This is a genomic window from Undibacterium sp. Ji83W, from assembly GCF_049340385.1.
Classification (GTDB): domain Bacteria; phylum Pseudomonadota; class Gammaproteobacteria; order Burkholderiales; family Burkholderiaceae_D; genus Undibacterium.
The window spans coordinates 806,822-820,639 of sequence record NZ_JBMPOZ010000001.1 but is presented as its reverse complement, the minus strand read 5'-3'; the positions used below and the strand labels follow the sequence as shown (position 1 = coordinate 820,639).

Genomic DNA, 13,818 nt, shown 5'->3' with positions numbered 1-13,818 from the left:
GCATCACTGAGCGAGGATGAGCAAGTGAGCAGCAAACTGAAAAGTGGTTTTCCATTGTCACCAGCCCAGCAAAGGCTGTGGCAACTGGCGCAAAGAGATGGTCAGCAAACTTATCTGGTCAGCGTTGACTTTCGTTGCGCTGGCGTGGATGAAGCAGCATTGTGTCTTGCCTTTGACCATGTGCTGGTCAGGCATGAAATCCTGCGCATGCAATTTGGCGTTTTGCCCGGCATGCAACTGCCCGTGCAGGCACCAGCAGAAGCAATTACACCCACGCAAATAGCGGCACCACAACTAGCCGCAATTCAGGAAAACCAGCAAGCCTGTCTGCAAAAACTTAATGAAGGCCATTATCGCCTCGGTCTGTCTGCACTGTGTGCCGATGCGCAGACTGCCTTGCTCATATTGACTGAAGTCGAAGAAAAACTGGCAGAAGGATTGACAGATACAGCATGGCGTGCAGCGCCGCATGCTATTAAATTTGAGGAAGAAGACCTGCCTTTCACCAGCCTGGCGCAATGGCAGCACGATATGCTGGTAGAACCCCAGGATGTACAGTTGCCAGCCTGGGATGCGACAAATAGCCTGACAGCAGGCAGCCTGCCTGACTGGCCCTTCATGCGCAGGCAGCGCCAGGCCACACCCTATGTCAAGCGTCAGGCTCTTGCATTGTCAGCAGACTTGTCCGCCGCCTTGAATACCCTGGCTGACAAAAACCAGTTGCCAGTCGCGCATTTGCTTTATCTCGCCTGGGCAGTATTGCTGCACAGATTAAATCCCCAATCACTTGCCGTGGCCTATCAGGCCAATGGCCGTGCCTATGAAGAAATGGCGGCGGCCATGGGACCTATGGCACGGTTTATTCCACTACACACGATTATTGCTCCGCAAGCCAGTTTTATGGCATTGCTGAAGACATGCAGCAATGTCATTGATGAGGTTTGCGCCCTGCAAGACTATATCGCGCCGCTGGATAGTAAACAGGGTCTGGCGGCAGGTTTTTGCTGGCAGCAGGCGAGCGCAGGCAAGCTGATAACAGCAGATGCGCCTTTCGCCTGGGCAGATGAATGTCTGCTGGTGTTGTCGGTTTATGCGGGGGCACCAGGCCAGCTGCAACTGTACTTTGATTACGACATGGCAGTCTGCGACTCTGCCTGCATGCACAATCTGGAAGAGGAATTGCTGACATTGCTGGCATCCATAGTGACAAGCCCGGATGCACAGATAGATCAATTGACACTGCTAGGGCCTAATGAGCGGCAGCAGGTCATGCATGATTTTGTCGGGCCGCTGGTACCCCCTGCAGAACCCTGGCAGGCACCAGTGCAAGATATTCTTGCTTGCCTGGCACAACATCCTGAACAGATATTCATACAAAGCCCGCTGACCCAATTGAGTGGTCAGGCTTGCTTGCACCGCATAGCGGAATTGGCGCAACATGTATTGCTGACCAGGCAGCAGGACGAATCCAAGGCCAGGGTGGTGGCGGTATTGCTGGACCGCAGTGTGGACATGATAGCCAGCCTGCTGGCGATACAGGTGGCCGGGGCAGCTTACCTGCCGCTGGATACAGCATATCCAGAAGAGCGCATTGCCTTCATGTTGCAAGACAGTGGCGTCAGTGTATTGCTGACCAGCGCGGCTATTGCAGCCCAATTCAAACAACAGGCTGCTTTCGCGGGTTTGCTGGAAAAGATAAAGCTGATCACGGTTGATACCTTGCCCGCACTTGACGATGCAGCGGCCCCCCAATTTCCAGTATTGCGAACCAGTGACCTCGCTTATCTGATTTATACCTCGGGTTCTACCGGCCAGCCCAAGGCTGTCGCCGTAACACATGGTGCACTTGCCAATCACATGCAATGGATGCTCAGGGATTTACCGCTGGATGCAGACGATGCGGTGCTACAAAAAACTGCCATCAGTTTCGATGCCTCGGTGTGGGAAGTATTTGCCCCCTTGATGGCTGGAGCAAGACTGGTACTGGCCGCCCCCGGTGTCGAAAGAGACCCGGAAGCCTTGTTGCAGGCCCTGCAGGATTTTGATATCAGTGTGTTGCAGCTCGTGCCCAGCATGTTGCGCATGATGGTGGGTCAAGCTGAATTTGCCAAATGCCTGCGCCTGCGTCGCCTTTGTTGTGGCGGTGAAGTGCTGGATGCTGAACTGGCGCGCCAGGTCTTAGCGGCTTTACCAACTTGTGCAGAGTGTGTCAACCTGTATGGCCCGACAGAGGCGACGGTGCAGGTCGTGTTTGAAAAAGTCAGCATTGAAGACAGCATCGTCGCTATCGGCAAGCCCATAGACAATACCCGCATTTATGTGCTCGATGAATACTTGCAGCCGCAAGCCATAGGTGTGCGTGGTGAGTTGTATGTGGCAGGTGCCAGCCTGGCGCAAGGCTATTACCAGCGTGATGGCTTGACGGCAGAACGTTTCGTCAGCGATCCATTCGTGCGTGGCGAACGCATGTACCGCACCGGTGACCTTGGTGCCTGGCGCATGGATGGCAAGCTTGATTGCTTTGGCCGTGCAGACCGGCAAATCAAGCTGCGCGGCTACCGTATAGAACTGGGTGAGATAGAAGCTATTGTTGCAGTTCAGCCTGAGGTGTTGATGGCTGCTGTGGTAGTCGACCGGGATGCTGCAAGCATAGACCAGTTATTGTGCTTCTATACGCTTAAGCCAGGGGCGAGCCTGACCGTCGCCAGTATCAAGGAGAAATTGGCCGCTGCTCTGCCTGACTATATGCTGCCAAACTGGCTGATACCGATTGATGCCTTCCCCTTCATGCCGAATGGCAAGGTCGATAACAAGGCTTTGCTGAAGTTGCGGCCATCGAATACCGCCATCTCGCAGGCCCCACGCGACACGCTGGAAATGCGCCTGGAACGTATCTGGGAAAGTGTCCTGCATGTATCCCAGGTCGGCATCACCAGTAATTTCTTTGACCTCGGCGGGCATTCCTTGCTGGCCGTGCGTCTGATGGCTGAGATAGAAAAAGAATTTGCCCACAGGCTGCCACTGACATCGCTATTTTCCGCACCCACCATTGCTGCCCAGGCAGAACTTTTGCGCAATGAGAGCCTGCAACTTGACCCTGTCGTGATACCCATACGTGCAGGCAATCCTCTGTATACGCCCATCGTGTTGGTGCATCCCACCGGTGGCAGTGTCTTGTGTTATCGCGACCTCGCCGGTGGTTTGACGACAGACCGGCCAGTGATAGCCCTGCAAGACCCTGGCCTCATGGGGGAAGCGACTTATGAAAGCGTGGAAGAACTGGCCAGCCTGTATCTGGACAAGATCGCCCCGCTGGTCAAGGACCAGCGCTATCTGCTGGCAGGCTGGTCCTCGGGCGGCATCATCGCGTATGAAATGGCAAGACAGGCGCTGGCACGCGGTTATGAAATTGCCTTCCTGTGTCTGATAGATAGCCAGGTTGCACCACTGGCTGAATCTGCGCCGCCGCGTGAACGTTTATTGCGCTCCATCTCGCGCCTGATCGCGCACAAGGCAGAAATCGCCTGCCCAGATTTGTCTGGCCTGCCTTTTGATACTGCATTGCTGCGCTTGCTGGAACTGGCACGCGAAGCCGACTATGTACCACCATATGCCGATGAAAAAGAAATCGCCAGGCTGTTCCATGTGTTTGAAAAAAATGTGACTGTCATAGGTCGCTATGCCGCTGGCCCGCTGCCGCGCCGCACCTTGCTGATGAAAGCCACACAGGTTTTGCCGGAAGCGATACGCGAGGCAGCAGTGCATTACAACTCGGAAGAAAAACACCTGGGCTGGGACAAGCTCTGCTTTGTCAAGGTGCGCGATATCGTTGGTGATCATATGTCGATGATGGAGACGCCGAGAGTCAATGCGGTAGTAGTAGCCCTGGACCAGGAATTGAAGGAAGTCGAGCGCCTGCATGGACTAGGGCGGCAGATACTCTTGCCCATGCTGGGCCTTTAGTTAGGACTTACGCAAAACCGCCCCAACTGCGTTGCAGCTCCCGCATTTGGCAAGATTCGGTACTAAAGTACTGTCTTCGTCGCTACGGTGCAGTCGGGGTTTCAGACAATATATTGTCTGCCGACGAAGCGAACATTCCTTTCAAGGGATGTTTCCGAAAAGCGATAGCCTTGTTGGGACAGTTTTGCGTAAGTCCTATGAGTAATGAAAAACTTGTTTTTGCTATTCTAAAAATTAATGAGGGCTGGAACAAATATGGAAATGGTTTTTCCCCTGACTGCGATGCAACAAGGCATGTTGTTTCACCATTTGCGTGAACCAGCCAGCGCTGCTTATTTCCAGCAATTGCAGGTGCGCCTGCAAGGTGAACTCAATACAGAAAAACTGCAGCAAGCCTGGGAAACCGTCATCGCCCATCATTGCGCCTTGCGCATGCGTTTCCTGTGGACAGGGGACCAGCCGCGTCAGCAATTGCAGACTGCAATCACCCTGCCATTCAAAGTTGTCGATTACCGGTCATCACCCAAGCAAGAGCATGAAGCCTTGCGCCAGCAATTCTTGCAGGCAGACAGCCGGCAAGGCTTTGCACTGGATAGCGCGCCACTGATGCGCGTCAGCATATTACGCTGGGCTGAACATGAATGGGAGATGGTCTGGAGCCATCATCACCTGATACTCGATGGCTGGGCATCCGGCCTGGTGCTGGCTGCGGTAGCGCAACAGTATGCAGATTTATTGCAGGGCAAGACAGCCAGCCTGCCAGCCGAGCGCCCCTACACCGACTTTTTACTCTGGCTGGGCAAGCGCGATAACCTGGCGGCAGAAGATTACTGGCGTCATGCCTTGCGCGGCTTTGAGCAAGCGACCAGCTTGCCAGTGCTTAAACGTGCCACAGGAACGGCGGCAAAAGTCGTGGCTTTTGAAAACCTGCTGGCCACTGATGACTTCACTACATTATCAGCCCTGTCGCAAAAAATTGGTGTCACCACCGTCAGCGCCATCATGGCCTGCTGGGGTGTGCTCTTGTCCAGATATGCAGACAGCAAGGATGTGCTGTTTGGCGTCACGACATCTGGCCGTCCTGCTGAACTGGATGGGGTAGAGCAGATGGTGGGTCTGTTCATTAATACCATCCCGCTGCGCATCAAACATAGTGCGGAACACAGCATTGCCAGCTTGCTGACTGATGTACACAGACACCTGGCGGCGTCACGTGAACATGAACACAGCAGCCTCAGCCGGGTGGCTGAATGGAGTGAACTACCTTCGGGCCAGGCGTTGTTTGACACTATTGTCGTCTATGAAAATTATCCGCTGGCAGTGCAGGGTAATCAACTAGGCGATGCCAGCATCGTCGATTATCATCTGCAGGAAGAATCGAATTACCCACTGACCCTGATCGTCGAGCCTAAAGATAGTGGCCTGCACTTGCGCCTGCTGGCAGACACTGCGCGCATAGAGCCTGCAACAGCACAAGCCATGCTGTATCAATACCGCTTTTTGTTGCAACAACTCGCGCATGCGAGTGGCGAGCAAGCAGTCAGGGGTTTGCATTTGCTGACAACAGAGCAGCGTGAGCAGCAATTGCAGCAATGGAATGACACTGCCTGCGCCTATGACACCACGGCCACGCTGGCGAGCATCTTCATAGACCAGGCAGCTCGCACGCCGGATGCGATAGCCCTCATCGACGCGCAAGACAGCATGAGCTATGCCAGTTTGCAGGACAGGGTCAGCCAGGTGGTGCATGCTATCAATGCCCTGGGTTTGAGCGAAAATTCACCGGTCGCCGTCAGGCTCACACGTGACCGTGAAATGCTGATTGCCTTGCTGGCTGTGGTCGCCAGCGGCCACCATTATGTGCCTATAGAACCGCAGTTGCCTGCCGCCCGCGTCTTGGCGATTTTTGATAGCCTGCCGGTGCGCAGCATATTGACGGTCAGCAGTTTGCTGGAGAGCACACAGGTCCTGGCAAATGAGCGGCAATTGCAACTCGTCTGTGTAGATCAGACGACTGCATTGCCAGTCGCAGCCTTGCAAAACCAGGCGCGTCCGCAAGACCCGGCTTATGTGATCTTTACATCCGGTTCCACCGGCAAGCCTAAGGGTGTATTGGTGCTGCATCAAAAAGCCATCAACCTCATAGAATGGGTGAACCACACATTTGATATAGGTGCGCAGGACAAGCTATTGTTCGTCACTTCACCGGCATTTGATTTGTCGGTGTATGACATCTTTGGCATATTGGCCGCAGGCGGTATCGTCAGGATAGCCAGTGAGGCCGAGATTGCTGATCCTGAGCGTTTGCTGAAAATAATAGAAACAGAAAATATCAGCTTCTGGGATTCTGCCCCGGCGGCTTTATGGCAACTGGAATCATTATTGCCACAAGCTTCTGCGGCCATTGCCACTGCCAGTCTGCGCCTGATCTTCCTCAGTGGTGACTGGATACCGCTGGCTCTGCCAGACCGCATGAAAGCCGCTTTCCCTGGCGTCTGCGTCGTTGCCCTCGGTGGTGCGACCGAGGCGACGATCTGGTCTAATTACCATATCGTTGGAGAGTTGCAGCCAGATTGGGTCAGCGTCCCTTATGGCAAACCGATACAGAATGCCCGCTACTACATACTTGATGCAGATTTGCAGCCATTGCCCGTGGGCCTGCCTGGTGATCTCTATATCGGTGGTGATTGTCTGGCCGAAGGTTATGTAGGCCAGCCTGAGTTGACGGCAGAACGCTTTCTGCAAGACCCTCATGCCAGAGAGAGCGTACAGGATGCACGCATGTACAAGACCGGTGATCGTGCCCGGTTTTATGCTGATGGCGTCATGGAATTCCTGGGTCGTCTCGATAACCAGGTCAAGATACGCGGCTTTCGCATAGAGCTGGGTGAAATAGAAATCGCCATGGGCAGGCATGCAGCGATACGTGATGCGATCTGCATAGTGCATGATCATAATGAAGCTGGTCCGGCCTCGGGCAAATCTGATAAGGAATTGATTGCCTACTACGTCCTGCATCCCGGCCAGAACCTGGGGGCTGAGGAATTGCACCTGCATCTGCAAGCGCAACTGCCAGCCAGCATGCTGCCCTCGCATTTCTTGCAGCTTGATAGTGTGCCAGTGTCAGTCAATGGCAAGGTGGACAGGAAAAACCTGCCACTACCTGAGCGCAAAGGCAATGCACATGCACAGCAGCAGGCTGATGCTGTGCACGACATTATTGCAGCAGCATGGTCAGAAGTATTGTCTGTGTCTGGCGTGCATGCCAGTGATGATTTCTTTGCGCTGGGCGGACATTCATTGCGGGCAACCGCCGTCATGGCAAGGTTGCGGGCAGCCTTCGCAGTGGACCTGCCTTTGCGCCTGATATTTGAATATCCGACTCTGCAAACTCTGGCAGCATCAGTGCGCGAATTACTGAGTGGCCATCCGCAAGTACAGCCGCTGACTTTACCCACATTGAATCGCGCTCAGGGTTTGCCTTTGTCACGTGCGCAATCGCGCTTGTGGTTTTTGCACCAGATGGAGCCAGCCAGCGCCAACTATAATGTCGCACTGGCGGCACGGCTGGATGGCAATCTGGACCAGACTGCTTTCCAGCGCGCTGTACAACAAGTGGTGGTGCGCCATGAAATACTCAACTTGCGCATACAAAAGCAAGGGCAGGGTGCTGTCATGCAGGCCGTGGCTGAAAACGCTGAAATGTCAGTTCATGCTGAAGATGTCGGTGCACAAAGCCTGGATGAAACAAAGATCAATGCCAGACTCAAACAACTGGCCAGTCAGCCCTTCGATCTGGAAAGTGAAAGACCGGTACGCCTTAGCCTCTTGCTCAATGGCGACCGGCAAGCCTATGTGCTGATACTGATACACCACATCGCCACCGATGGTTGGGCGATTGCCCTGTTTGCGCAAGAACTCTTGCAAGCCTATGCCGCTGAAGTAAGCAATACCCAGGCATTTATGGAACCGGCATTGCAATACGCCGACTTCAGCCACTGGTGGGAACAGCAGGTGCAGGAGCAATACATCAACAAGGAAATGCAATACTGGAAGCAACAGCTTGCTGCCTTGCCGCGCCTGAACTTGCCTACCGATTTCCCGCGTCCGGCAAACAGCAGCCATGCCGGTGCGCGCATCAGCTTCGGGCTTGATGCCAAACTGTCTGATGATTTGCGCCGTGTCGCCCGCCAGCATTCAGCTACTTTGTTCATGCTCTTGCTGACGGCTTTTCATGTTGTCTTGCGCCATAGGTCTGGCCAGGATGATATCGTCGTTGGCAGTGATATCGCAGGCAGGGATCATCCGCTGGCAGAAAAAGTGCAGGGCTTCTTCGTCAATCAACTGGTCTTGCGCAGTAATTTTGCTGATTGCAGCAGTTTTACCGATATGCTGGGCAAGGTCAGGCAAACCAGCTTGCAGGCCTACTTTAACCAGCACTTGCCATTTGATTTGCTGGTGCAGGAACTGAACCCGCCACGTGATGCGGGTGGCATGCCGCTGTTCCAGCACAAGTTCGTCCTGCAAAATGCACCACTGGCGCAACTCGATAACAAGCACTTCCAGATACAGGCAGTCGATTTGCATACCGATACGGCGAAATACGATTTGCTGCTGACTGTCATTGATGAGCCACAATTGCGTGCCACACTGGAATTCAGTACTGAATTATTTACCGTAGCAACTGCACAAAGCATACAGCGAGAATTTATCGCCGTGCTGGGCCAGGTCGCTGCCGACGCCAGCATCAGCTATGCCAGCCTGGCTGCCATGTTGTCACTCGATGGCGCAGAACGCCAGGAAGCGGCAAAACGTGATTTGCGCAAGAGTGGCTTGCAAAGATTGAAAGAATTGCGCAAACCTGGGGCAACAACATGAGCAACACCATCATGAAGGATGCGATGACAGAGCAAGCAAGCATTACTGCCCATAAAGTAGAACGGGTTTTGTGGGATGTGACTACAGAAGCGGCTGAGCTGCATGCAGCCCTGTCAGCCATTTTGCCCGATCTTGATACGCGGCTGACGGCTTTGCGCCAGGAGTTGCCTTGTGCGCATGGTATCAATCCCTTTCAGTCTGGTGCATACCAGCGGCCTTATCGCCACTTGCGGGCTTTTTACCAGGATACCGGCGCAGGTGTGCTGGCGCACAAGGGTACGGAAGTGTATGCGCATGACCGTGACCAGCATCTGGCTGTCTTGTCACAATTCCGCATTGATTATCCCGTACGCGGTAAGTCACTGTTTTCTGCGGCTGAGCATTTTGCACTGGTTGAACAAAAAATCCCGCTGGCGATCAGCGCTTTTGAAGCTGTGGAAGACGCGAAGGCTGCCTGCATGTTGCAGCAGGCGCATCTGCAGCGTTTCGGTCAACTTGCCTGCACACCTACACCCTTGTTGGTAATACAGTGGCCCACATCGGCACGCGATAGTCATCTTGCTGCCTTGCGTAGCCTGCTGTCAGAGCGTGCAATGCGCATAGTCGAAATTTCATCCGCGGATGGCCTGGCGGCGATTATCTATCACTACCCCAGTCTGCCTTTGCGGGTTGCGCATTTGCCTGTGGAATTGAAAAAGCTTGGCAATACACCCTGGCTGCAAAGACTGGGAAGTTTGACCGCAGGTTATGGCCTGACACCGGAACAGGTCGTCGATCGCTGGATAGACTTGGTCGCCCGCATGCTGGCCCTTGGCTTCTTGCCTGGCCGTACAGAACACATAGGCATAGGCCATTGCCTGGAAATGCAAAATGCTGTCATCGATGGCGGCTTTGTCGATCTGGGTTCCATCATCCCCATGGCAGAAGTCAAGAGCGATGCTGCTTTCATGGAAATGCTGATGGCTGCCTTTGCTGACCTCAGTAAAACCGTGCGCCACTTCATGCTGGGGCCGGTGGCCGATGTAGAAGCAGAGTATCGCAATCCATCCTTACTCATGCTGGCCTGCCTGCAAAGAGTCGTTCCTGCACTCTTGCAAAGACTGCACACCTATCCTGATCTGGAGCCACGCCTGCAAGCCTATCTGGATCGCAGCGAGGCCAGCTGCTTCAGTGCACTGGCGGAAGAGTTTCAATATTTGAGTCCGGCCATGCTCAATCCGGCGGAGCATGCATGATGACAGCGCGACTGCTTACCGAAATGGTGCCGGGCCTGGATGCCATGTATAAACCCGTAGACCTGGTAGACAGGCCAACGCCCATCAGCCATGAAACCAGCCTGGCAGCACGCTGGAATTTGCAAGCGCTATGGGTAAAACGCGATGACCTCAGCTCAGCGATATACGGCGGCAGCAAGGTCAGGAACCTCGAATATTTCTTTGGTGATGCAATAGCCAAAGGCGCAACCAGTGTTGCCACCATGGGCCCACTCGGCAGCCATCAGGTATTGGCCACGGCCACCTTTGCCCGTATCCACGGCTTGCATGCGCGCGCCTTGCTGACACCGCAACCGAATGTACATGAAGCCGGGTTAAACAAGCGCCTGTTGCCAGCACTGGGCATGGAATTCCTGCGCTGTGAACGCTTCCTCGATGTGCCCATGGCTTTCCTGCGCATACGTTATCGTCGTCATCAGGGGCAGCGCCCTTATTGGATACCACCAGGCTCGCATCATCCCATAGGCGTGCTGGGCGTCATCGAAGGAGCTCTGGAAATTGCGGCTGCCATCAAAAGTGGCGAGCTGCCCATGATAGATGATATCGTCATTCCCACCGGCACTTGTGCCACTGCATCCGGCGTCTGGCTGGGACTGGCGATGGCGGGTTTGCCCATACGTGTGGTGGCGGTGCGCATGGTGCCCATGATGATCACGGGGCCAGCCAAAATGAAAAAGCTGGCGATGAAAACCCTGGCCTTGCTGCGTCAGGCTGGTTATACCAAAGAACCACAGTTCGGCGACATACTCTGGGTCGATGAATTTGCCGCGCCAGGTTATGGGCAAAGCAATGCCGATGCCGACGAAGCGGCCAGGGAAGTGGCCGAGGCCAGCAACTTCCGCACTGAGACCACCTATATTTCCAAGACGCTGGCGATGTTCCGCAAGTCCACATTGCAAGGGCGGCGTGTATTGTTCTGGAATACCTATAGCGCGGTTGATCCCGACCCTTCCGCAATCACTGCAAAGGCGGCAGCATGAGTAGCTTGAGCTTATCCCTGCTGGATCTGGGCATCATCGCCCCCGGCCAGAATGGTGCAGATGTGCTGGCGCAAACCTTCAGGATGGCGAAACTGGCCGACCAACTGGGTTATGAGCGCCTATGGCTGGCCGAACACCACGAATCCCATTTCTCCTGGGCTGCGCCAGAAATGATGCTGGCAGCGCTGGCGCAGGTCACGCAGCGTATAGGCCTGGGTTCTGCGGCAGTATTGTTGCCGCTATATAGCCCGCTGGCTGTGGCTGAAAATTATCGTGGCTTATCTGCATTGTCAGATGGCCGTGTCGTACTGGGAGTTTGCGGCGGCGTGCCTGCTGATCCTGTGGCACTGACCGCATTGACAGGTTCCGATGAACCACCCGCTGTCATTACCAAACAGTTTGCTGAAAAGCTGGTGAATCTGAAACGCTATCTCGATGGCGATTTTCCTGAAGGGCACCGCTTTGCCCATGCTGCGACACCATGCTTTGCTGAAAGACCACCGCTGTGGATCATGGGTTCAGGTTTTGGCACGGCAGAATTGGCAGCGAAGTCGGCAGCCAGTTATGCCTACTCGCTATTCCACCGGGCCAGTACGCAGGATGCCGCCATCACCGCTGCCTATAAACGCCAGTATGGTGAATATCAGGACAGTACAGACAAGGCAAAAATCGCCATCGCCCTGAGTTGCGTTTGTGCTGACACCGAGGACATTGCGCAATCACAAAAACAGCAGGTAGAAAGCTGGATAGGCAGCACCATGCGCGCCAATATCTGTGGCACGCCAGCATCCTGTCGCGACCAGATACTGGCGATACAGCAGCGTTACGATGCCGACAGCATCATCATCTACCACATGTGGCACCTCGAAGAACGCAAGCGTGCAGCCATCGTGGCACTGGCTGAATTATTTCAATTGCCAATGGATTTGCAGACATGACAGACTTGACGGCTAGTCCCCTGACATTACTGGATCAATACCGTGCATGCATGGAAGTGGATGCGGATGCCGCTGCCATATCCTGGGTGCCAGAGCGTTCGCAGGATTTGGCAGTGCACCTGAGCCGCCAGGAATTGTATGTCGCCAGTGAAAGCATAGCCCGTGGCCTGTTGCAATTGAGCTGGCCTGAAGATCATCCGCGCATGATCATCCTGGCGTTTTCACCAGGGCTGGATTTCATATTGGCTTTCCTGGCTTGTCAGATTGCGGGTGTCATCGCCATCCCCATTGCCATGCCAAGACGCGGACGCGAGGCGCATATACTCGAAGCCATCATTAACAATTGCGGTGCGACGATGACGCTGACCAGCGAGCCAGAAGTGTTGCGCCTGCAGGATGTATTTGCCTCCAGCCCGGTGTTGGAGGGCATACATATACTCAGCACCATACAGTTGAGAGTATTGGGTGAGGGCCGGGACATGACAGGGCGCAAGGCCCAGGACTATGCCTTCATCCAATACACCTCTGGTTCCAGCAGCTTGCCAAAAGGGGTACTGGTCAGTCACAGCAACCTGGCAGCCAACCTGGCATTGATACAAAAAGACTTCAAGGTGGACCATGAATTTGTCATGGTCAACTGGCTGCCGCATTACCATGACATGGGTTTGATAGGTGGTTTACTGACGCCGATTTATGGTGGCATACCGTGCGTCAGCATGGCACCATCGGCCTTCATCAAACGCCCGGTGCGCTGGCTGCAGCTAATTTCTACGCAAGATGTTGACCGCAAAGTCATGTCCGGCGGCCCTAATTTTGCCTACCAGCTTTGCGCCGATCGCATAGCGGATGCTGATATTGCAGGCCTGCACCTGCAAGCCTGGAAAACTGCCTACAACGGGGCTGAACCGATACGTGCCATCACGCTACAAAAATTTGAACAGCGCTTCGCTCCGGCAGGCTATTCCAATACGAATATGCTGACCTGTTACGGCTTGGCAGAAACCACGCTGTTTGCCACCGGCAACCATGACCCTCTCATACGCACGGTATCGATACTGGGCCTGGAACAGGGCAACATAGACGCGGCACTCAGTGAAGAAGATAGTCGTCAACTGGTCGCCAGCGGCCATGCAGATCCAGAGCGCATTGTTATTGCCGACCCGGTCAGTAAATTCAGACTGGCAGATGGCAAAATAGGCGAAATCTGGATTACTGGCCCCAGTGTGCCAGAGACTTATTTCAATAATACTGAGCAAAGCCAGCTGACTTTTCATGCGCAACTAGCCGATCAGTGCCTTGCTCGTTATCTGGTGACGGGAGATATAGGCGCCATTGTCGAGGGGCAACTCTACGTGACCGGCCGCAGCAAAGAGTTAATGATACTGAATGGCCGCAATATATATCCACATGATGTGGAAGCATTGATACAGAATGCGGTAATCGGGATTGAGGATGTCGCCGTTTTTTCCTATGATGATGCGAGCGCAAAGAATGAAAGCATTATCGTCATCTGCGAGTTGGCACGCACTGCGCGTAGCTGGTTTGTCGACAGCCCTGAACAGGCTCTGAGTACAGAACTCGAAAAACTCGCCAATCAGATCAGGCTGGCAGTGGCACCAGCAGAAATCGCGATTACCCATCTGCGCTTTGTGGGGCCCATGGGCATCAACAAGACTACCAGCGGCAAGACCAGCTATGGACAAAACCGCAGGGCATTTTCTGAATTGCCTGAAAGTATCAGATCACGTACCGCATCGGCAGAATTCCGCAACAAAGATTAATCAG

The 13,818-nt window shown here is 54.2% G+C and carries 6 protein-coding genes; all 6 read left to right on the top strand.

Annotation, left to right across the window (positions count from 1 at the left end; all coding sequences use genetic code 11):
• The first annotated feature begins 24 nt into the window (after positions 1-24).
• Positions 25-3,963: a non-ribosomal peptide synthetase gene (locus ACO0LD_RS03750; RefSeq protein WP_423003831.1), complete on the top strand. Its 3,939-nt coding sequence runs from the start codon at positions 25-27 to the stop codon at positions 3,961-3,963.
• 255 nt (positions 3,964-4,218) lie between these two features.
• Complete coding sequence (locus ACO0LD_RS03745) at positions 4,219-8,841, top strand: amino acid adenylation domain-containing protein (RefSeq protein ID WP_423003829.1); 4,623 nt, start codon at positions 4,219-4,221, stop codon at positions 8,839-8,841.
• Positions 8,838-10,076 (top strand): hypothetical protein, encoded by a 1,239-nt coding sequence (locus tag ACO0LD_RS03740; protein WP_423003827.1) that lies wholly within the window; start codon positions 8,838-8,840, stop codon positions 10,074-10,076. Before ACO0LD_RS03745 ends, ACO0LD_RS03740 begins: the two co-directional genes overlap by 4 nt.
• Positions 10,073-11,095 carry a 1-aminocyclopropane-1-carboxylate deaminase/D-cysteine desulfhydrase gene (locus tag ACO0LD_RS03735; protein WP_423003825.1) on the top strand — a complete coding sequence of 341 codons (1,023 nt, stop codon included), beginning with the start codon at positions 10,073-10,075 and terminating at the stop codon, positions 11,093-11,095. The genes ACO0LD_RS03740 and ACO0LD_RS03735 overlap by 4 nt, the downstream gene beginning before the upstream one ends.
• Complete coding sequence (locus tag ACO0LD_RS03730) at positions 11,092-12,033, top strand: MsnO8 family LLM class oxidoreductase (protein ID WP_423003823.1); 942 nt, start codon at positions 11,092-11,094, stop codon at positions 12,031-12,033. The genes ACO0LD_RS03735 and ACO0LD_RS03730 overlap by 4 nt, the downstream gene beginning before the upstream one ends.
• Positions 12,030-13,814 carry a fatty acyl-AMP ligase gene (locus ACO0LD_RS03725; RefSeq protein ID WP_423003821.1) on the top strand — a complete coding sequence of 595 codons (1,785 nt, stop codon included), beginning with the start codon at positions 12,030-12,032 and terminating at the stop codon, positions 13,812-13,814. Before ACO0LD_RS03730 ends, ACO0LD_RS03725 begins: the two co-directional genes overlap by 4 nt.
• Positions 13,815-13,818: the final 4 nt, after the last annotated feature.